The organism is Knoellia terrae, from assembly GCF_048606435.1.
Classification (GTDB): Bacteria; Actinomycetota; Actinomycetes; order Actinomycetales; family Dermatophilaceae; genus Knoellia; species Knoellia terrae.
The window spans coordinates 489,767-512,212 of the sequence record NZ_JBMBWH010000001.1; the positions used below are offsets into that span (position 1 = coordinate 489,767).

Consider the following 22,446-nt stretch of genomic DNA (forward strand, 5'->3'; position numbering starts at 1 on the left):
GCGGCTCAGGCGCCGAGGGCGGCGCCCACGACCTCCCTGGCCTCGGCCTGCACCTGCGCGAGGTGCTCCTCGCCCCTGAAGGACTCGGCGTAGATCTTGTAGACGTCCTCGGTGCCGCTCGGCCGGGCGGCGAACCATGCGGACTCGGTGACGACCTTGAGGCCGCCGATCGCCGCACCGTTGCCGGGCGCCTCGGTGAGCTTCGCCGTGATCGGCTCGCCCGCAAGGCTTTCGGCTGTCACCGCGTCGGGAGTGAGGGCACCGAGCTTCGCCTTCTGCGCGCGGTCCGCGGGGGCGTCGATGCGCGCGTATGCCGGCGTGCCGTGCTTCGCGGTCAGCTCGGCGTAGTGCTCGCTCGGGCTCCTGCCCGTCGCCGCCAGGATCTCCGAGGCGAGCAGTGCGAGGATGATGCCGTCCTTGTCGGTCGTCCAGACCGAGCCGTCCATGCGGAGGAACGAGGCGCCGGCCGACTCCTCGCCACCGAACGGGCCGGAGCCGTCGAGCAGGCCGGGCACGAACCACTTGAAGCCGACCGGCACCTCGACGAGCCGGCGACCGAGGTCGGCCGCGACGCGGTCGATCATCGAGCTCGACACGAGGGTCTTGCCGATGAAGCCGTCGTCGCGCCACTGCGGTCGGGCTCCGCCGTAGAGGTACTGGATCGCCACGGCGAGGTAGTGGTTGGGGTTCATCAGCCCGGCGTCGGGCGTGACGATCCCGTGGCGGTCGGCGTCGGCGTCGTTGCCGGTCGCGATGTCGTACTCGTCCTTGCGGCTGATGAGGGAGGCCATCGCCGAGGGGGAGGAGCAGTCCATCCGGATCTTGCCGTCCCAGTCGAGCGTCATGAACCGCCAGGTGGCGTCGACAGCCGGGTTGACGACGGTGAGGTCGAGGCCGTGCCGTTCGGCGATGGCACCCCAGTAGTCGACCGCGGCACCGCCGAGCGGGTCGGCGCCGATGCGGATGCCGGCGTCCTTGATCCTGCCGAGGTCGACGACGGAGGGCAGGTCGTCGACGTAGGTGCCCATGAAGTCGTAGGCCTGCACGCCGGCACGGGCCCGGGAGAACGGGATCCGCTTGACGTCGGCAAGGCCGCCGCGGATGAGCTCGTTGGCCCTCGAGGCGATGGTCTTCGTCGCGTCGGAGTCGGCCGGGCCACCGTGGGGCGGGTTGTACTTGAAGCCGCCGTCGCTCGGGGGGTTGTGCGACGGGGTGACGACGATGCCGTCCGCGAGACCGGCACGGGACGGCATACCGTCGACGCCGGTGACCTTGCCGCGGTTGGCGACGAGGATCGCGTGCGAGACCGCAGGGGTCGGCGTGTAGCGGTCGGCGGAGTCCACGAGCACCGTGACGTCGTTCGCGACGAGGACCTCGAGAGCCGAGGCCCACGCCGGCTCGGACAGGCCATGGGTGTCGCGGCCGAGGAACAGCGGGCCGTCGAAGCCCTGGGAGCGCCGGTAGTCGACGATCGCCTGCGTCGTGGCGAGGATGTGGTCCTCGTTGAACGCGGTCCGCAGCGAGGAGCCGCGGTGGCCGGACGTGCCGAACGCGACCTGCTGGTCGACGTCGTCGGGGTTGGGCTTCCCCGTGTAGTACGCCGTGACGAGGTGGGCCACGTCGACGAGGTCCTCGGGCCGGGCGGGCTGGCCTGCGCGTTCGTGGGTCATGCCTTGGCCTCCGTGTCGGCCTCGCCAGTGACGACCGCGGAGGCGACGATCGGTCGGTCCTCGGCGGGCGCGAGGTAGACGGCGGTCAGGCCGGCGAGGCGCACCGTGACGTGGAACGGCTGGTTGTTCCAGGGCTCCTCGACCGCGTCGAGCTCGAGGTCGGCCTGGCTGGGCGAGCTGTGCTGGTCGTAGCCGCTCGTGTCGAGGAGAACCCGCCACCTGCCACCGAAGGGGACGCCCACCCGCAGCCACTCCTTGGAGTCGCCGCCGAAGTTGACGACGCAGGCCACGACGTCACCCGACTGGCGGGCGGGGTCCTCGAAGCGCACGAACGAGTAGGTGTTCCCCTGGTTGTCGTCGGCGTCGAGCCACTCGAAGCCGGCCGGCTCGGAGTCCAGCGTCCACAGCGCGGGGTGCGCGCGGTAGACCCGGTTGAGCTCCTTGACGAGGTTGTGCACGCGGTAGTGCGCCGGCTGGTCGAGCAGCCACCAGTCGAGGGAGCGTCCGTCGGCCCACTCGCTCGGCTGCGCGAACTCGCACCCCATGAAGAGCAGCTGCTTGCCGGGGTGGGCCCACATGTAGGCGAGGAAGGCCCGCACGGTGGCGAGCTGGTCGGTCCGGTTGCCCGGTGCCTTGTTGACGAGCGAGCCCTTGCCGTGGACGACCTCGTCGTGACTGATCGGCAGGACGTAGTTCTCGCTGAACGCGTACATGAGCGCGAAGGTGAGCAGCCCGTGGTGGTGCTGGCGGTTGAGCGGGTTCTCGCCGAGGTAGCGCAGCGAGTCGTTCATCCACCCCATGTTCCACTTCAGGCCGAAGCCGAGGCCGCCCTCGCTCGTCGCCTTGGTGACGCCGGGCCACGAGGTCGACTCCTCGGCGATCGTCACGATGCCGGGGACCCGCTTGTAGGCCGTGGCGTTGGTCTCCTGGAGCAGCCCGATGGCCTCGAGGTGCTCGCGGCCGCCGTGGACGTTGGGCAGCCACTCGCCGTCCTTGCGCGAGTAGTCGAGGTAGAGCATCGAGGCGACCGCGTCGACGCGCAGCCCGTCGACGTGGAACTCCTCGAGCCAGTAGAGCGCGTTGGCGACGAGGAAGTTGCGCACCTCGAGCCGCCCGAAGTCGAAGATGTGCGTGCCCCAGTCGGGCTGGTCGCCGCGTCGCGGGTCCGGGTGCTCGTAGAGCGGGAGCCCGTCGAAGCGGGCCAGGGCCCACTCGTCGCGCGGGAAGTGCCCGGGGACCCAGTCGAGGATGACGCCGATCCCGGCCTGGTGCAGCCGGTCGACGAGGTGCTTGAACTCGTCCGGGGTGCCGAAGCGCGACGAGGGCGCGTAGTAGCCGGTCACCTGGTAGCCCCACGAGGGGCCGTAGGGGTGCTCCATCACCGGCATGAGCTCAACGTGCGTGAACCCGAGGTCGACGACGTAGTTCACGAGGTGCTCGGCGAGGTCGCGGTAGGACAGGCCCTGCCGCCACGAGCCCAGGTGGACCTCGTAGACGCTCATCGGGCCGCTGTGCGGGTCGCGGGAGGTGCGGTCCTCCATCCACGTCGTGTCGGCCCACTCGTGCCCGGCCTCGTCGACGACGGAGCCGGTGCGCGGCGGGAGCTCGGTGCGACGGGCCATCGGGTCGGCCTTGGTGCGCACGACGTCGTCGGCGCCACGGATCTCGTACTTGTAGACCGAGCCGGCGCCGATGCCGGGCACGAACAGCTCCCAGATGCCGCTCGTGCCGATGAGACGCATCGGGTGCACCCGGCCGTCCCAGCCGTTGAAGTCGCCGACGACGCGCACGGCCTTGGCCCTCGGCGCCCACACGGCGAACGAGGTGCCGCGCACGGTCCCCATCGGCCCGGCGTACTCGTGCACCCGTGCCCCGAGGACGGTCCAGAGCTGCTCGTGCCGGCCCTCGTTGACGAGGTGCAGGTCGACCTGGCCGAGGGTCGGCGCGAAGCGGTAGGGGTCGTCCTGGAGGTGCTCGATGCCGTCGGCCCAGGCGACCAGCAGGCGGTAGTCCATGGTCGCGGTGGCGTCCGCCCGCACGGCGCTCCACACGCCCTCGGCCTCGTGCTCGAGGGTGAGCTCCTCGCCGTCCTCGAAGCGCACGCGCACCGAGGAGGCCATGGGCCGCAGGACGCGGACCCGCAGCCCGCCGTCCTCGAGGTGCTGCCCGAGCAGGTCGTGGGGCTGCTGGTGACGGCCCTGGATGAGGGCGCTGATCGCACCGCTGACTTCATGGGCGGGGGTGGGGCTCACTTCGCGTCCTCCTGGGGTGCGGTCGTGGGGCTCTGGAACCCGGACGCCAGCCGTTCGATGGCGGCGAGCGGGATGTCGACCCACGACGGTCGATTGCGGACTTCGTAGACGACCTCGTACATCGCCTTGTCGAGCTCGAAGGCGGCGAGGAGGGCGGGCCTGCTGCGGGGGTCCTCACCTGCGGTGGCGGCGTAGCCGTCGAGGAAGGCGGACTGGGCGCTCGTCACCCAGTCGCGCGCCGAGGTGTCGGGCGTGTCGGCCGCGTGCTCGACCGCACCCCCGGCGTAGTCGAAGCTGCGCAGCATCCCCGCGATGTCGCGGATCCACTGGTCGGGTTGGTTGCGCTCGGCCAGCGGGCGCAGCGGCTCACCCTCGAAGTCGAGGAGGACCCAGCCGCCGTCGGGTGTGTGGAGCACCTGCCCGAGGTGGTAGTCGCCGTGGATGCGCTGCAGCGCAGGCCAGCCCACGTGCTCCGCGGCGTCGAAGATGGCCGAGACCGCGTCGTCGTGGTCGTGCAGTCCGGCGACCTCCGCGCGCGCGGCGGCGTGGCGCTCGCGCATCCCGTCGAGGATCTCCCGAGCGGTCTCGCCGCTCGTCGGGGTGGTGCCGAACGACGACGCGAGCATCGCGTGGACCTCGGCCGTCGCCTCGCCGAGCGCCCGCGCCGGAGCGCTGAAGTCCTCGCCGGAGCGCAGCGCGGCCAGGGCGACGCGCCAGGCGTCCTCGACGCCGGGCAGGAACTCCTGCGCGAAGGCGAAGTGCCCGTATGCCGTGCCCCCACCGTCCGCGTCCGGCGAACCCTCGGCGTCCGGCTCCGGCCACTGCCCGGCCACCGACCCGACGACGGCGGGGACCCGGCGGGAGCCGGCCTCGACGAGGGCGGACTGGAGGACGACGTCGGGGTTCTCGCCGGCCGACAGCATCCGGAAGACCTTGACGATCACCGGGACGGGCTCGCCGGAGGCGTCGACGCAGTCGAGGATGACCGAGGTGTTGGACTGCTCGCCCGACAGCACCTTGGAGCCGCGCACCGTGACGGCCCGGGTCCACGCGCGACCGGGCTGCGCGACGACGGTGTCGTCGAACGCGTCGCTCGCGGCCGTGGACTCGGCACGCACCCGGCCCTGGACGAGCTCGAGCAGCTGCGCGGCATACACCGGGTCGTGGGGTGCGTCGTAGACCCAGCGGCGGCCGAGCACGGAGTGCTCCATGACGCCGACGAGCGCGTGCTCCAGCTCGGGCACCGGGGCGCCGCGGTAGGTGAGCGGCACCTGGTAGACGACCGGCGCGGGTCCGGAGTCGTCGGCGACGACGAGGGTCTCGACGCCGACCTCGCCGGCCGGGTCGCCGAGCCGCCACGACGTCAGGCGACGCACCGAGGGGGAGGCGCCCTTGGCGGCATACCAACGCTGGGAACCCATCCACGACTGGACGAGCTCGGGCTTCGTCGGCGTGAGGTGGGCGCCCTTGTGCAGCTCAGCCACGGGTCTCCGCACCCACCCGCAGCCAGAAGAAGTCGCGGCTGCCCATCGTGAAGGTGACCCGCCCGTCCTCGGCGACCCAGGGGAAGCCGGCGCCACCGAAGAGGTCGAACAGCTCACGCTGGCCGAGCTCCTCGGGCAGCGAGATGGTGCCCGCCTGCGGCTTGTCGGAGAGGTTGTTGACGCACAGCAGGGTCTCGCCCGGGTGGTCGCGGTCACCGGACCAGGAGCGGGTGTAGGCGAGGATCGACTCGTTGTCGGTGGGGGCGATGTGCAGGTCGCCGAGCCCGAAGGCCGGGTGGAGGCGGCGCACGCCGAGCATCCCGCGCAGCCAGTGCAGCAGCGAGTGGCCGGTGGCCATCTGCGCCTCGACGTTGACGCCGTTGTAGTGGTAGACGAGCGAGGAGATCACCGGCAGGTAGAGCTTGCCCGGGTCGGCCGCCGAGAAGCCGGCGTTGCGGTCCGGCGTCCACTGCATCGGGGTGCGGACGGCGTCGCGGTCGGTGAGCCAGATGTTGTCGCCCATGCCGATCTCGTCGCCGTAGTAGAGGCACGGCGAGCCCGGCAGCGAGAGCACGAGCGCGTGGATGAGCTCGATCTCGGGGCGCGAGTTGTCGAGCAGGGGAGCGAGGCGGCGACGGATGCCGACGTTGGCCCGCATGCGCGGGTCGGGGGCGTACCAGCCGTACATCGCCGCGCGCTGCTCCGGCGTCACCATCTCGAGGGTGAGCTCGTCGTGGTTGCGCAGGAAGGTGCCCCACTGCGTGCCCGGTGGGATGGCCGGGGTCTCGGCGAGGACGTCGATGATCGGCTGGGCCGTCTGCTCGCGCAGGGCGTAGTAGAGCATCGGCATCACGGGGAAGTGGAACGCCATCTGGCACTCCGGCGCCTCCTCGGTGCCGAAGTAGTCGACGACGTCGGCCGGCGGCTGGTTGGCCTCGGCGAGCAGGATGCGCCCGGGGTACTCCTCGTCGACCATCTTGCGCAGCCGCGCGAGGAACTGGTGGGTCTTGGGGTGGTTCTCGCCGTTGTGGCCCTCCTCCTCGTAGAGGTAGGGAACGGCGTCGAGACGGAAGCCGTCGATGCCCATGTCCATCCAGAAGCGGACGACCTCGAACATCGCCTCGTGCACGGCGGGGTTCTCGAAGTTGAGGTCCGGCTGGTGACCGAAGAACCGGTGCCAGAAGAACTGCCGCCGGATCGGGTCGAAGGTCCAGTTGGAGGTCTCGGTGTCGATGAAGATGATGCGGGCGTCGGTGTACTTGTCGTCGGTGTCGGACCAGACGTAGAAGTCGCCGTAGGGACCCTCGGGGTCGCTGCGGGAGGCCTGGAACCACGCGTGCTGGTCGCTCGTGTGGTTCATGACGAAGTCGGTGATGATCCGGATGCCGCGCGCGTGCGCCTCGGTGATGAGCTGCTGGAACTCCGGCAGCGTCCCGAACTCCGGCAGCACCTGGGTGTAGTCGGCGATGTCGTAGCCGCCGTCACGCAACGGGCTGGCGTAGAACGGCGGGAGCCACAGGCAGTCGATGCCGAGCCACTGGAGGTAGTCCAGGCGGTTGATGACCCCCTGGAAGTCCCCGGCCCCGGTGCCGTTGGAGTCCCCGAAGGCCCGCACGAGCACCTCGTAGAAGACCGCCGTCTTGAACCACTCGGGGTCGTGCTTGAGCCCCGGCTGGTGCAGTCCGAGTCCTTGCGTCGCCGTCACGTTTCTCAGTACCTCTTCATCTCGATGATGTGGACCGGCTCGTGGTCCGGTCCCAGGTGGACCATGTTCTCGCGCAGGAAGTCCCACCACTGGTCGGTGATGAGGTCGTGCGCGCGGAACCCCTCGTCGGGGTGGAGCCCGAGGGCGGGCATGTCGAGGACGACGCGGCTCCAGCGGGTGCTGTGCGGGTCGAGGTTGGCGATGACGATGACGACGTCCTCGTGCTCCGGGGTGCCGGCGCGCTCGTCGGCGGGCACGACGCGACGCTTGCTGAACGCCAGGATGTTCTCGTCGTCGACGTGGTGGAACGTCACGTTGCGCAGCCAGTGCAGCGCCGGGTGGGCGCGCCGGATCTCGTTGAGCCGCCGCAGGTACCACGCGAGGGACTGGCCCTCGCGGGAGCCGCCGGGCTCGAAGTCCTCCCAGTGGCGGTTCTTGTACTGGTACTTCTCGTTGTCGATCTGCTCCTCGGCGCCGGGCCGGGCCACGTGCTCCATGAGCTCATAGCCGGCGTAGATGCCGTAGGTGGGCACGAGCGTCCCGGCCAGCGCCGCCCGCAGCTTCCACGCCGCCGGGCCGCCGAACTGCATGTAGGGCGTGAGGATGTCGTGGGTCGTGGGCCAGAACGACGGCCGCATGTAGTGCGCGGTCTCGGTGGCCAGCTCCTCGACGTACTCCTGGAGCTCGGGCTTGGTGTTGCGCCACGCGTAGTAGGTGTAGCTCTGCTGGAAGCCGACCTTGGCGAGCGTGCGCATCATCGCCGGCTTGGTGAAGGCCTCGCTGAGCCAGATGATCTCCGGGTGCTCACGGGCGACGTCCTGGATCAGCCACTGCCAGAACTCGACCGGCTTGGTGTGCGGGTTGTCGACGCGGAAGACGGTCACGCCGTGGTCGATCCACACCTGCACCACCCGGCGGACCTCGGCGTACGCCCCGGCCGGGTCGTTGTCGAAGTTCATCGGGTAGATGTCCTGGTACTTCTTCGGCGGGTTCTCCGCGAACGCGATCGTGCCGTCGGCGCGGGTCGTGAACCACTCCGGGTGCTCGGTGACCCACGGGTGGTCCGGCGAGCACTGCAGCGCGATGTCCATGGCGACCTCGAGGCCGAGGCCGCGCGCCGTCTCGACGAAGTGGTCGAAGTCCTCGAAGGTGCCGAGGTCGGGGTGGATGGCGTCGTGGCCGCCGTCGGCGGAGCCGATCGCGTAGGGGCTGCCCGGGTCCTCGGGGCTCGCGTCGAGCGTGTTGTTGGGGCCCTTCTTGGCCGCCTGCCCGATCGGGTGGATCGGCGTGAGGTAGATGACGTCGAAGCCCATGCCGGCGACGGCCGTCAGGCGCTGGGCGGCGGTGCGCAGCGTGCCGGAGCGCCAGGTGTGCGTCTCCTCGTCGTAGACGGCGCCCTCGCTGCGGGGGAAGAACTCGTACCAGGCGCCGCAGAGGGCGAGCTGGCGCTCGACGAGAAGCGGGTATGCCGTGCTCGCGCTGACGAGGTCGCGCACCGGGGTGCCGATCAGCTCGTCGTGGACCGGTCCGTGGGTGATGGCCGACATCCGCACCTGCGGGGGACGGGTCTCGTCGCGCAGGGCCGCGACGCCCTCGCGCAGGACCGCGGCACCCTGCGGGCTCCGGTCGGGGGTCTGCGCGGCACGTTCGAGGAAGAGGGCGCCCTCGGTGAGCATGAGGTCGGTGTCGACGTCCGCCCGCACCTTGATGGTGGCGTCGTGCTCCCAGGTGCCGTACGGATCGGACCATCCCTCGACCCGGAATGTCCACATGCCGGGACGATTCGCGACGACCGTGGCTTCCCAGGTGTTGAGACCGGGGTTGGTGCAGACCATCGTCGCGACGTGGTCGCGGCCCTCCGGATCGGTGAGGACGACGGACGCTCCGACGGCGTCGTGGCCCTCGCGCAGGACGGTCGCCGTGACGACGAATTCCTCTCCCACCACGCACTTCGTGGGGCGGGCGCCGCCGTCGACGAGTGGCTCGACGTCGACGACGGGGATACGGCCGATGGGGGACTGGGGAGGGGTGCTGAGCGGCGTCGCGGTCACCCGCCCGACGCTACCGGTCGTTTCCCCCCGGGCACGACTTGGCGCTCCCGCGGAACACCGGCAGGCGAAACCGTTTACGCGAAGGGGGTGCGTGACCCTAGGATGCACCCTCGTGAAGGCCATCCGTCGCTTCAGCGTCCGCCCCGTCCTCCCTGCCAGCATCGCCCCGCTCGGCGACCTCGCGATGAACTTGCGCTGGAGCTGGCACCCGCCGCTGCGCGACGTCTTCGAGAGCATCGACCCCGAGCGCTGGGTGTCCGTCGGCGCCGACCCCGTCGCCATGCTCTCCGCCACGCCGGTCGAGGAGCTCGACGCCCTCGCCGCCGACGAGGGCTTCGTCGCCCGCGTCGTCGAGGCCCAGCAGGGCCTCGAGCGCTACCTCGCCGAGGACCGCTGGTACCAGCAGTGGGCCGACGAGCAGGGCGAGGACGGCGCTCCGGCGTCCATCGCCTACTTCAGCCCCGAGTTCGGCATCGCCGCGGCGCTGCCCCAGTACTCCGGCGGCCTCGGCATCCTCGCCGGCGACCACCTCAAGGCGGCCTCCGACATCGGCGTGCCGATCGTCGGCGTCGGCCTGTTCTACAAGACCGGCTACTTCCGGCAGAGCCTCAACCACGACGGGTGGCAGACCGAGACCTACCCCGTCCTCGACCCCGACGGCCTGCCGCTGTCGCTCCTGCGCGAGGAGGACGGCACCCCCAGCGTCGTCTGCATCAACCTCCCCGGTGGCCGCGAGCTGCGCGCCCAGGTGTGGCGCGCCCAGGTCGGCCGGGTGCCGCTGCTGCTCCTCGACTCCGACATCCCGGGCAACGACGACGGTGCCCGCGCCGTCACCGAGCGCCTCTATGGCGGCGGCGGCGAGCAGCGCCTCCAGCAGGAGATGCTCCTCGGCGTCGGCGGCGTACGCGCCCTGCGCCTGTGGTCACGGCTCACCGGTGCTCCGACGCCCGACGTCTACCACTCCAACGAGGGCCACGCCGGCTTCCTCGCGATCGAGCGGATCAGCGAGCTCGTCACCGGCTCGAACCTGTCCTTCGACGAGGCTCTCGAGGCCGTGCGCGCGGCGACCGTCTTCACGACGCACACGCCCGTGCCCGCCGGCATCGACCGCTTCGAGCGCCGCCTCATCGAGATCTACTTCGGTGGCGACCTCGCTCCCGCCGGGGTGCCGATCGACCGGCTCCTCGAGCTCGGCAAGGAGACCTACGAGGGCGGCGACGCCTCGATGTTCAACATGGCCGTGCTCGGCATGCGGATCGCGCAGCGCCGCAACGGCGTCTCCAAGCTCCACGGTGTCGTCAGCCGCGACATGTTCGACGGCCTCTGGCCGGGCTTCGACGCCGACGAGGTGCCGATCACGAGCATCACCAACGGCGTCCACGGCCCCACCTGGGTGGACCGCAAGGTCTACGAGATGGCCAGCCGCCACACCGACATCAAGGACCTCGACTCCCGGGCGTCGTGGGAGGCCATGGCCGAGATCCCGCGCGACGAGGTGTGGGCGACGAAGCGTGAGATGCGCCAGCAGCTCGTCACCGAGGCCCGCGCCCGCGTGCGCGCCTCGTGGATCGAGCGGGGTGCCTCGCCGGCCGAGCTCGGCTGGACCAACGACATCCTCGACCCCGACGTCCTCACGATCGGCTTCGCCCGTCGCGTCCCCACCTACAAGCGGCTCACGCTCATGCTGAGCGACCCGGCCCGCCTCAAGAAGCTGGTGCTCGACCCCGAGCGTCCCATCCAGATCGTCATCGCCGGCAAGTCCCACCCGGCCGACGAGACCGGCAAGCAGCTCATCCAGCAGATGGTGAAGTTCACCGACGACCCCGAGGTCCGCCACCGCATCGCGTTCCTGCCGAACTACGACATCGCCATGGCGCAGCACCTCTACCCCGGCTGCGACGTCTGGCTCAACAACCCGCTGCGCCCGTTCGAGGCCTCGGGCACGTCGGGCATGAAGGCGGCCCTCAACGGCGCCCTCAACCTCTCGATCCTCGACGGGTGGTGGGACGAGTGGTTCGACGGCAACAACGGCTGGGCCATCCCCACCGCCGACGGCGTCGAGGACCCCGACCGTCGTGACGACATCGAGGCCAAGGCGCTCTACGACCTCATCGAGAACCAGGTCGCGCCGCGCTTCTACGACGTCGACGACGCGAAGCTGCCGCAGAACTGGCTCGCGATGATCATGCACACCGTCTCGACCCTCGGCCCCAAGGTCCGGGCGAGCCGCATGGTGCGCGAGTACACCGAGCGCCTCTACGTCCCGGCCGCCCGGTCGGGCTGGGCACTGCGCGACGGCGACTTCGCCGGCGCGAAGGACCTCGCGGCATACACCGCCCGCGTGACGAAGGCGTGGGGCGACGTGCACGTCGACCACGTCGAGTCCTCGGGTGTCGGTGACAGTCCCGAGATCGGCGAGACGCTGCACGTCGGCGCCTACGTCTCGCTCGGCGACCTCGAGCCGGGCGACGTCGAGGTGCAGATCGCCCACGGTCGGACCAACCACCGGGGCGACGAGCTGCACGGCGTCACGACGCTGGCGCTCGAGCACGCGGAGACCTACGAGCAGGGCCGCCACAAGTTCGCCGGCGACCTCAAGCTCCAGACGAGCGGCGCGTTCGGCTACACCGTGCGGGTCCTGCCGAAGCACTCGGGCCTGCCGTCACCGGCGGCGCTCGGCCTGGTCGCCAACGCCTGACCCCCCGCTTCCCCACGACCTACTGCACCGTAGGCGGTGTGACCGCACCGCCTACGGTGCAGTAGGCCGTTCGGGAGCGTGCGGGTCGCGGCTCAGCCGAGGCCCTCGAGCGCCTTCGCCGAGCCCGGGTGCAGCTCGACCGGTTCGGTCTCCTTCGCCGTCGCCGGGTCGAGGTCCTTGGCGGCCGGGTGGACCTTCTCGAGGTCGGCCTTCTTCTCGAAGAGGACCTTGGTCAGGGCGCACGCGTTGGCGTCGGACATGTCCGAGCGGACGAGCAGCACGTTGGGCACGACGACGGTCTTGGCGTCGGCGGCCGTGCCGTAGGTCGCGGCCGGGATGACGTCCTCGGCGTAGACCGGGTTGACCTCCTTCAGCTGGGGCAGCAGGGGAGTGATGTCGACGAACTGCACGTCGTCCTTCATCGCCGTCATGAGGTCGGTGATGCCACCGGTCGGCAGGCCACCGGACCACACGAGGCCGTCGATGCTGCCGTCCTTCATGCCGTCCACGGTCTTGGTGAGGTCGAGGCGCTGCGCCTTGACGTCCTTGGCGGGGTCGAGGCCGGCCGCGGTGATCAGGCGGTTGGCGATGACCTCTGTGCCGGACTTCGGTGAGCCGGTGGAGATGCGCTTGCCCTTGAAGTCCTCGACCTTGGTGATGCCCGACTTCTTCGAGACGACGACCTGCGTGTAGTTGGAGTAGATGCGGGCCAGCGCCTTGACGTCGGCCTGCTTGCCCTCGAACGCGCCCTTGCCGGTGACCGCGTCAGCGGCGGTGTCGGCGAGGGAGAAGGCGATGTCGTACTTCTTGTTGACGAGCTGCTGGATGTTCTGCACCGACGCACCGGTCTCGGCGGCGGTCGCCTTGAGCTCGGTGTTGGCGCTGATGACCTGCGCCAGACCGCCACCGAGGGCGTAGTAGACCCCGGTGCTGTTGCCCGTCGCGATGGTGATCTGCCCGGCGCTGGCCGTGCAGTCGTCGGCGCCTGCGGAACCGCTGGCGGCGGTGTCGCTCGTGCGGTCCTGCTTGCCGCCGCACCCGGTGAGGACGAGCGCCGCGGCTGCGGTCGCCGCGAGCAGGGTCGTGCGGATTCTCTTGCGACTCATGCTGTTTCCTCCAGTTTGGTGGTGGTGCTGTGAGCAGGTGGGGTATGCCGTCCGCCCGAGCGGGTGACCCAGGCGAGGACGATCGCGGCGGCGAGGAAGGCCACGCCGACCCCGATCGAGAAGGGCTGCAGGTAGAGCAGCAGGCCGGCGGCGGGCACGCAGAGTGCGCGCACCGCGAGGCTGGCCGGCCCGAAGAGCCAGCCGCCGGTGATGATCGCCAGGGCGCCGACCGCGAGCATCGAGACAACCGCCGTCCAAAGGATCGAGAGCGGGTCGCCCTGCATGAGCAGGTGCGAGCCGTTGTCGGTGATGACGAACGCGAGCGGGGCGAGGAAGGCCGGGAGCGTGTACTTCCAGGCCTGCCACATCGTCTTGATCGTGTCGCCACCGGTGATGGCGGACGCGGCGACCGCGGCGAGGGCGGTCGGCGGTGAGACCTCGGAGAGCACGGCGTAGTAGAAGATGAACATCGCCGTCTCTGGAGGGCTGACCCCGAGCGTCTGCAGGGCCGGACCGATGACGACCCACGCGATGATGAACGACGCGGTGACCGGGACGGCGAGGCCGAGGATCGCGATGGCGAACGCGGCGAAGACCGCGGTGAGGACGAGGATCCCGGTCTCGTTGGTCGTGATCGCCTGTGCCGCCGAGACGAGCATCGACGCGAGCGACTGGCCGATGCCGGTCTTGACGATGACGGAGGTGATGATGCCTGCCGCGGCGCAGACGGAGGCGACGGGCAGGACCGAGCGCACACCGGCGGCCAGACCGCGATAGAGCTCGACGGCATACGTGCGCAGTGCCTGCGGAAGCGGGGCACGCTCGGCGTGCGGGTCGAGCGGATCGCGGCCGGAGACGACCCGCTCGACGAGCCCGAACAGGGCGGCGACGGCGGTGGCGTAGACGACCGCCTTGAAGGGCGGTATGCCGAGCGCGAGGAACGCGACGATGACGAAGAGCGAGAGGAAGTGGTAGCCGAAGCGCACGAGCAGCTGGAGGGCGCTGCGGGTGGCGATGTGGACCTCGTGGGCGCCGAACTTCCGGGCGTCCATCTCGACGGCGAGGATGATGCCGAGGTAGTAGAGGACGGTCGGGATGGTCGCCCAGAAGAGGACCTGGAGGTAGTTGACGCCGAGGTACTCGGCGATGATGAACGCCGCCGCGCCGAGGGTTGGCGGGGACAGGATCGCGCCGATGCCGGCCGCGGCGAGCATGCCGCCAGCGGCCTCGCGGGGGTAGCCGGCCTTCTTGAGGATCGGCCAGGACACCGAGCCGAGGCTGACCGCCGTCGCGGTGCCGGAGCCGCTCACCGTGCCGAGGAGGAAGCCGCTGAGGGCGACCGTGCGACCCGGGGCCGAGGAGCTCTTGCGGAACGCGGCGAACGAGATGTCGATGAAGAAGCGGCTTGCACCGGTGGCTTCGAGGACGGCCCCGTAGATCGTGAAGAGCACGATGTAGGTCGCCGCCACGTCGAGCGGGATGCCGAAGAAGCCGGACGCGTCGTTGTAGAAGCCGTTGATGATGTCGCCGAAGTTCATCCCGGCGTGGCTGATCGACCACGAGACCGGCAGGAAGCCGCCGTAGTAGGCAAACGCGAAGAACACTGCACAGACGATCGGCAGCACGAGGCCGGTGGTGCGGCGGCACGCCTCGAGGATGAGCAGCATGAGCAGCGTGCCCATCGCGACGTCGACGGCGCCGAGCGAGCCCTGCCGGTCGAGGAAGGCGTTGAAGCCGCCCCCACCGTCGCCGACCGCGAAGGGCTGCACCGGGTAGAGGCAGACGACGAGCGCCAGTGCCGCCAGCGCCCAGTCGAGAAGGCTCGGGTTGTCGTCGCCCTGGCTGCCGTCGGCCGCGCGGCGCTTGGAGCGGAAGGTGCGGTAGCAGACGAAGACGAGGGGAAGGACGGCCGCGAGGAACAGGATGAGGTAGTACTGCCCGCCCTGCCGCAGCGGCGAGAACACCTGGTAGAGCACGAACACCGACACGAGGAAGCAGACCGCGGTGAGGACGTGGTCGAGCCGGGGCGACAGCCGGCGGCCGGGGCGCTCCTCGTCGTACTCGCCGATGAGCTCCTCGACCGACGCCGTCTGCTCGACGGTGCCGCCGGACCGCGTGACCTCCGTTGGCCGCCCCATGACCTCCAACCTAGGACAGTTCGGATCGGCTGAGGCGATCGAGGACCGAGCCATCCCTCCGTCGTCGTGGAGGTGACCGGTGACCACCGCGGAGGTGGTCGGGAAACTTGCAGGTCAGCGAGGTGGCAGGACCACGGGAGGGCGCGTCGGTCATCAAGGTGACCAGGTTGACATGACCCGTTGGGATGAAATCTCTGAATGGCGACCTCTGGTAGCCACTGGTTTCACCGTTTGGAGTACGCGCCTCGCCAGCGAGCTGTTCTCTTGGCCTGATCGCTCGACGCCCCTGCCAGGAGAAGATTCCATGCCGTCAACACCGCTGCGCTCCTCTGCCCCTCGCACCGTGTCGAACCGCAGGCGCATTTCTGCCGCCGTTGTGGCGTCGGCCATGGCCGTCGCCGGCCTCGGGGCGGGGGTCCCGGCGGCGCAGGCGGCGTCGGTGACGAGTGCGGTGTTCAGTGGGGGGGCTGGCACGTTCACCGCCGCCAACGGCACCGTGTACGCCAAGCAGGGCGCGGCGCTGACCCTGACCGTGAACACCGACGGCAACACCCGCTGTGTCGAGGTCATCGACGGGAACGGCAACATCGTCGCCATCAAGAGTGGCGGCAACAGCGCGACGTGGAGCTTCAGTGGCTCGGCTTACCCGTGGCTCACGGCCGGCACCGGCAGCGGGGCGGTGCAGTACACGACGATGGCGTGGCGCAACGTCAACGGAAATGGCAAGTGCGTCGCGAACCAGAACGAGACCTTCGGCGTCCAGGCCGCCGCCTACACGCTGGACAACACAGCGCCGACGGCAACCGGTGCGCTGACGCCCGCCCCGAACGGCGCCGGCTGGAACAAGAGTGACGTCACGGTCACGTGGACGGGATCCGACATCGGAGGCTCGGGCCACCAGAGCGTCGCCCCGGCCACCGACACCGTCACGGCCGACGGGACGGTCACCAGGACCACCGTGGTCACCGACAACGTGGGCAACACGGCCACGAGCGCCCCGGTCACCGTCAGGCTCGACAAGACGGCGCCGACCATCACCGGCTCCCGCACCCCGGCGGCCAACGCGAACGGTTGGAACAACACCGACGTCACGGTGTCGTTCGCGCCGGCTGACGCGACCTCTGGCGTCAAGAGCTCCAGCGTGCCGACGACGCTCAGCAGCAGCGCGGCCAACCAGTCGGTCACCGGCTCGGTCACCGACAACGCCGACAACATCGCGAGCACCACCGTCGGCGGCATCAACATCGACAAGGTCGCGCCGACGCTGTCCGGCACGCCGACCACGGACCCCAACGCGGCCGGCTGGTACAAGGGCGACGTGACCGTTGCCTGGACGGCAGCCGACGCCCTGTCCGGCACCACGAACCCGGCGAACACGACCGTCGCGGGCGAGGGTACGAACCTGACCTCGAGCGCCACGGCCACCGACAAGGCGGGCAACACCAGCGGATCCGTCGAGAGCGCCGCGGTCAGGATCGACCGCACCGCCCCGCACACAACCGTCACGGCGCCGCCGGCCTGGAACCGGTCCGACCTCACCCTGACCCTCGTGCCGAACGACGGTCTCTCCGGTGTCGACAAGACCTGGTACCGGCTCGACGGGGCCGAGCCGGTCGCAGGTACCAGCGTGCCGGTGACCGCCGAGGGCAACCACACCCTGAGCTTCTGGAGCACCGACAAGGCCGGCAACACTGAGGCCGCGCGGACCGTCTCCTTCGGCATCGACAAGACGTCGCCCACGATCGGCCACACCCAGAGCCCGGCCGCCAACGCCGACGGCTGGAACAACGAGAACGTCACCGTCACCTTCACCTGCTCGGACGCGCTCTCCGGCGTGGCGAGCTGCACCGGTCCGCAGACCGTGGCGACCGAGGGCAGGTCCCAGGTCGTCACCGGCACCGTCGAGGACAACGCCGGGAACTCGGCCACTGACCCGGCGTCGGTGAGCATCGACAAGACCAAGCCGGTCATCACGGTCGACGCCCTTCCGGCGCCGAACGCCAACGGTTGGTACCAGGACGACGTCACGGCGACCTTCACCGCGACGGACGCGCTGTCCGGCGTCAAGACTCAGGACACCGCCCACACCTTCGGTGAGGGCGAGGCCCAGACCGCCACCGCCGCCGCCAGCGACGCCGCCGGCAACAGCAGCTCTGTGACGACGTCGAAGGTCAGCGTCGACAAGACCGCCCCCACCATCTCGGGCAAGGTCGTCGGCGCGCCCAACGCGAACGGCTGGTTCACCGGGGACGTCACGGTCACGTGGACGTGCGACGACAACCTCTCCGGCGTGGTGGCCTGCCCGGCCGACTCCGTCGTGGGCGGCGAGGGCAGCGACCGCTCGGCCTCCGCGTCCGTGACCGACAAGGCCGGTCACACCGCGACCGCCACGCTCGACGGGATCAGGATCGACCGCACGGCGCCCACGACCGCACCCATCGGCGTTCCGGGTGGCTGGGTCAACGCTCCGGTGACCGTCGGCCTGCACGGCACGGACAACCTCTCCGACGTCGACACCACCTACTTCGTCATCGACGGGGCGAGCACCCCGACCAGGGGCGACACCGTCACGGTCGCCACCGAGGGCGTGCACGAGGTGACCTACTGGTCGGTCGACGGTGCCGGCAACACCGAGAATGCCAAGTCCTTCACCGTCCGGCTGGACCTCTCGTCGCCGAGCATCACCCCGAGCCAGTCGCCGGAGCAGAACGCGAAGGGCTGGAACAACACGGACGTCTCGGTCAGCTTCTCCTGCACCGACCAGACGGACCTGTCCGGCCTCGCCACCTGCACCGGACCCCAGACGGTGACGACCGAGGGCAAGGCCCAGAAGGTCACGGGCGCGGCGAGCGACAATGCCGGCAACAGCCTCACCGGCACCGCCACCGTCAACATCGACAAGACCCTCCCGACCATCACCGGGGCTCCCGACCGGTCGGCCAACGAGGCCGGTTGGTACAAGGACGACGTCACCGTCTCGTTCGACGCCAAGGACACCCTGTCGGGGATCCACGCCGTGACCGGTCCTCAGACACTCGGTGAGGGCCAGGCGCAGAGTGTTGCTGGCACCGCCACCGACAACGCGGGCAACAGCGCCTCGACGTCCGTCACGGGTATCAACGTCGACAAGACCATGCCGACGCTGGCCGCGGCGCCGACGACGACTCCCAACGAGAACGGCTGGTACAGCTCGGACGTCACGCTGGACTGGTCTGCCGACGACGTGCTCTCCGGTCTCGCCGGCCCCGCGCCCGCCGACTCGGTGCTGTCCACCGAGGGAGAGGGCAAGAGCGCCTCTGCGTCCGTCACGGACAAGGCCGGCAACACGCGGAGCGCTACAAGTGCGCCGGTCCGGATCGACAAGACCGCCCCCCGCACCGACGTCTCCGCCCCGACCGGCTGGGTCAACGCGAGCGCGACCGTCGAGTTCACCGCCTTCGACGCGCTGTCCGGAGTGAGTTCCACCCACTACCAGCTCAACGGCGGTTCCGACACCATCGGCACGTCGGTGACGCTGACCAGTGAGGGCACCCACACGATCGAGTACTCCTCGGGTGACCGTGCGGGCAACCGCGAGGCCACGAAGACCGTGACGGTCGAGATCGACAAGAGCGACCCGACCATCACGCACAGCCTCGACCCGAGGGCCAACTCCAACGGCTGGAACAACAGCGACGTCACGGTGACCTTCACCTGCGACGACCAGACCGACCTCTCGGGGATCGCCAGCTGCACGGCGCCCCAGACGGTCACGACCGAGGGCCAAGACCAGCCGGTTCCCGGCACCGCCACCGACAAGGCCGGCAACACCTCGACGAACTCCGCCACGGTCAGCCTGGACCGGACCAAGCCGACCATCACCGGCAGCCGCACCCCCGCGGCCAACGGCTTTGGCTGGAACAACACCGACGTCATGGTCTCCTTCGACGGCGACGACACGCTGTCTGGCATCGACAGCGTCACCGCCGACAGGACGTTCGGTGAGGGCACCGACCAGTCCCTCGAGGGCACCGCGGTCGACGCCGCCGGCAACTCCGCCAGCACCACGGTCGGTGGCATCAACGTCGATCAGACCGCACCGACCCTGAGCGGCAAGCCCGCCACGGCCGCGAACAGCAACGGCTGGTACAAGGGCGACGTCACCATCGGCTGGACAGCCGACGACGACCGCTCAGGCGTGGTCACGGTGCCCGCGAACAGCACCATCATCGGTGAAGGATCCGGCCTGAAGGACACCGCCACGGTGAGCGACAAGGCGGGCAACAGCACCACCGCCGACAGCGCTGCCGTCAATATCGACCGGACGGCTCCCACCACGGGTGCCGACGCACCGGCCGGCTGGAACAACACCAGCGTCACGGTCAGCCTGGCCCCGGCAGACGGCCTGTCCGGCGTCGACGCGACCTACTACAGGGTCGGCACCGCCGACCCGGTCAAGGGCATGTCCCTCACCATCAGCACCCAAGGAGTCCACACGCTGGCCTACTGGAGTGTCGACAAGGCCGGCAACGTGGAGCCGGCCAAGACCGCCACGGTGAGAATTGACCTCACCAAGCCCACCATCGGGCACGCCGTTACCCCCGCGCCCAACGCCAAGGGTTGGAACAAGTCCGCGGTCACCGTCGCCTACCAGTGCGATGACGACCTGTCCGGAGTCGCCACCTGCTCGGACCCGGTCGAGGTGACCACCCACGGTGCGGACCAGGCGGTGCCCGGCACCGCCGTCGACAACGCAGGCAACAGCCAGCGCGTCGACGCCAAGGTCAGCATCGACACCGTCAAGCCGACGATCACCGGCGCACCCGATCGTGCCGCCAACACCAACGGCTGGTATGCCGGTGACGTCACGGTGAGCTTCACCTGCGACGACGCCCTGTCCGGCATCGCGAACTGCCCGTCGCCGAAGACGCTCGGCGAGGCTGAGGGCCAGTCGGCCAAGGGCACGGCCACCGACAGCGCCGGCAACACCGATGACGTCACGGTCGGCCCGATCAACGTCGACAAGACTGCGCCGACGCTGAGCGGTGCTGCCGCCACCGACCCGAACACGGACGGCTGGTACAAGGACGACGTCACCGTCCGGTGGGTCGCCGGCGACGCCCTCTCGGGTATCGACGGCGCAGCACCCGGGGACAGCACGGTCGACGGCGAGGGGACGGGCCTGACGGCCGGTACCTCTGTCCGCGACCTCGCCGGCAACGAGATCTCGGCCAAGAGCGCCCCGGTGAAGATCGACCGGACCGCGCCGACGACCACGGTCTCGGACGTCTCCGACTGGAGCAACAGCGCCGTCACGGTCGAGCTGACCGCTGGTGACAACCTCTCCGGGATCGCCAACACGTACTACCAGCTCGACCAGGAGCCTGCGAAGGCGGGCACGAGCATCAGTATCGACACCGAGGGCGTGCACACGCTCCAGGTGTGGAGCGTCGACGTCGCCGGCAACGTCGAATCCCAGAAGAACATCGAGGTGAAGATCGACAAGACCGCACCCGGCATCAGCCACACCCAGGCTCCGGCCGCCAACTCGCGGAGCTGGAACAACAGCGACGTGACGGTGACCTTCACGTGCACCGACGCCGGCTCGGGCATTGCCTCCTGCACCGCACCCGTCACGAAAGGTGAGGGCGGCGCGCAGAAGGTCCAGGGCACGGCGACCGACAACGCCGGCAACAGCGCCACGGACGAGACGACGGTCAACGTCGACAAGACGAAGCCGACGGTCAGCGGCAGCCTGTCGGCCGACGCCAACGCCAACGGCTGGTTCAAGGCGGACGTCACCGCGACGTTCACCTGCGCCGACCAGGTCGGACTCTCCGGAGTCCTCTCCTGCCCGGCCGGGAAGACGTTCGGCGAGGGCGCTGGCCAGAGCGCCGGCGGCACCGCCACCGACGCCGCGGACAACGCCAGCGACGCCTACGGCATCACCGGCGTCAATGTCGACAAGACCGACCCCACCCTGAGCGGCGCAGCCACCACGGCAGCGAACGGCAATGGCTGGTACCGCGGTGACGTCACAGTGAAGTGGACCGCCAAGGACACCCTCTCGGGCCTCGACGGTGCCACCCCCGCCGACAGCACCATCACCGGTGAGGGGGACGACCTCTCAGCTGGAACCTCCGTGAGCGACAAGGCGGGCAACACCACGGGCGCCACCGTCGGCGGCATCAGGATCGACCGCACCGCCCCGGCCACCAAGGCCACTGCACCCAGCGCCTGGCAGAGTAGCGACGTCACCGTGGAGCTGTCCGCCACCGACAACCTGTCCGGTGTCGCGAGCACCCACTACGCGGTCGACGGAGGCGCTGCCGAGACCGGAACCACGGTGTCCGTCACCGCTGAGGGGACCCACCAGGTCGCCTACTGGAGCGTGGACGAGGCCGGTAACGCCGAGGCCAAGCAGACGGTCACAGTGCTCGTGGACAAGACGGCGCCGACGATCACCGGCAAGGCCACGACCGACCCCAACCCGGCCGGTTGGTACAAGGCTCCCGTCACCGTCGTGTTCACCTGCGGCGACGCCGTCAGTGGCATCGTCAGCTGTCAGCCGCCCGTCACGGTCGCGGACCAGGGAGCGAACACCGCGACCGGGACCGCGGTCGACAACGCTGGCAACAAGGGCACCACGACAGTCGGCGGCATCAACGTCGACACCGTCGCACCGATCGTGTCCATCGGCGGCGTCACCAACGGCGCCCAGTACACGATCGGGAACGTCCCGATCCCGACGGCCTCGGCCACTGATGCCACCAGCGGTCTGGCCGCCCCGGCGGCGGGAACCGTGACCGGGGGCACCAACGGCGTCGGATCGTTCACTTACACGGTGACCGCGACGGACAAGGCCGGCAACACCAGCACCGCCACGGTGAGCTACACGGTGGTCTACGGCTTCGGGACGACGCTGTTCCTCCAGCCGGTCAACGACACCGCCCACCAGACGGGCGTCGCGACCAGCGTCTTCAACGCCGGCCAGACCATCCCGATGAAGTTCGAACTGCGCAACGCGGCGGGTCAGGTCATCCAGGCCGCCACCGCCCCGAAGTGGCACACTCCCGTCAAGGGCGGTGCCACAAGCGCGGCTGTCAACGAGGCGGCATACACCGCCACGCCGACCGTCGGCGGCACTTACGCCCTCAGCGGGACGCAGTACCAGTACAACTGGAAGACCGAGAAGTCGATGTCCGGTTACTACTGGCGGGTCGGAGTCGCCCTCGACGACGGCAAGACGTACTACGTCAACATCGCCCTGCGGTGACCGCCTGATCCACGACGCGGCCCCACACCTCCCCGAGGTGTGGGGCCGCGTCATCTGTCAGCCGTCCCGGTCGTGTGCCATCCCACC

General features: G+C 69.9%; 9 protein-coding genes. 2 read left to right on the forward strand and 7 right to left on the reverse strand.

Annotated elements, in window-relative coordinates; genetic code table 11:
- Positions 1-5: 5 nt before the first annotated feature.
- The 5 genes from pgm to ACOJV9_RS02485 are packed head-to-tail and all read right to left on the reverse strand — an operon-like array spanning position 6 to position 9,162.
- On the reverse strand, positions 6-1,670 hold the full coding sequence (pgm, locus tag ACOJV9_RS02465) for a phosphoglucomutase (alpha-D-glucose-1,6-bisphosphate-dependent) (RefSeq protein WP_420183582.1): 1,665 nt from the start codon (positions 1,668-1,670) through the stop codon (positions 6-8).
- Entirely contained in the window at positions 1,667-3,922 is a 2,256-nt protein-coding gene (gene glgB, locus ACOJV9_RS02470; protein WP_420183583.1) for a 1,4-alpha-glucan branching protein GlgB, read from the reverse strand. The genes pgm and glgB overlap by 4 nt, the downstream gene beginning before the upstream one ends.
- Complete coding sequence (locus ACOJV9_RS02475) at positions 3,919-5,406, reverse strand: maltokinase N-terminal cap-like domain-containing protein (protein WP_420183584.1); 1,488 nt, start codon at positions 5,404-5,406, stop codon at positions 3,919-3,921. The genes glgB and ACOJV9_RS02475 overlap by 4 nt, the downstream gene beginning before the upstream one ends.
- The gene (gene treS / locus ACOJV9_RS02480) at positions 5,399-7,111 is read right to left on the reverse strand and encodes a maltose alpha-D-glucosyltransferase (RefSeq protein WP_420183585.1); all 1,713 of its coding nucleotides are present in this window, start codon (positions 7,109-7,111) and stop codon (positions 5,399-5,401) included. Before treS ends, ACOJV9_RS02475 begins: the two co-directional genes overlap by 8 nt.
- A 5-nt stretch (positions 7,112-7,116) precedes the next feature.
- The gene (locus ACOJV9_RS02485) at positions 7,117-9,162 is read right to left on the reverse strand and encodes an alpha-1,4-glucan--maltose-1-phosphate maltosyltransferase (protein WP_420183586.1); all 2,046 of its coding nucleotides are present in this window, start codon (positions 9,160-9,162) and stop codon (positions 7,117-7,119) included.
- Between the two features lie 112 nt (positions 9,163-9,274).
- Between ACOJV9_RS02485 and glgP the strand changes: the two genes are divergently transcribed.
- Positions 9,275-11,860 (forward strand): alpha-glucan family phosphorylase, encoded by a 2,586-nt coding sequence (gene glgP, locus ACOJV9_RS02490; protein WP_420183587.1) that lies wholly within the window; start codon positions 9,275-9,277, stop codon positions 11,858-11,860.
- A 92-nt stretch (positions 11,861-11,952) separates the two neighbouring features.
- On the opposite strand, the gene ACOJV9_RS02495 is transcribed toward glgP, so the two are convergent.
- Entirely contained in the window at positions 11,953-12,966 is a 1,014-nt protein-coding gene (locus ACOJV9_RS02495; protein WP_420183588.1) for a TAXI family TRAP transporter solute-binding subunit, read from the reverse strand.
- Positions 12,963-15,104 carry a TRAP transporter permease gene (locus ACOJV9_RS02500; protein ID WP_420183589.1) on the reverse strand — a complete coding sequence of 714 codons (2,142 nt, stop codon included), beginning with the start codon at positions 15,102-15,104 and terminating at the stop codon, positions 12,963-12,965. The genes ACOJV9_RS02495 and ACOJV9_RS02500 overlap by 4 nt, the downstream gene beginning before the upstream one ends.
- A gap of 388 nt (positions 15,105-15,492) precedes the next feature.
- Between ACOJV9_RS02500 and ACOJV9_RS02505 the strand changes: the two genes are divergently transcribed.
- Positions 15,493-22,359 (forward strand): OmpL47-type beta-barrel domain-containing protein, encoded by a 6,867-nt coding sequence (locus ACOJV9_RS02505; RefSeq protein ID WP_420183590.1) that lies wholly within the window; start codon positions 15,493-15,495, stop codon positions 22,357-22,359.
- The last annotated feature ends 87 nt before the right edge of the window (positions 22,360-22,446 follow it).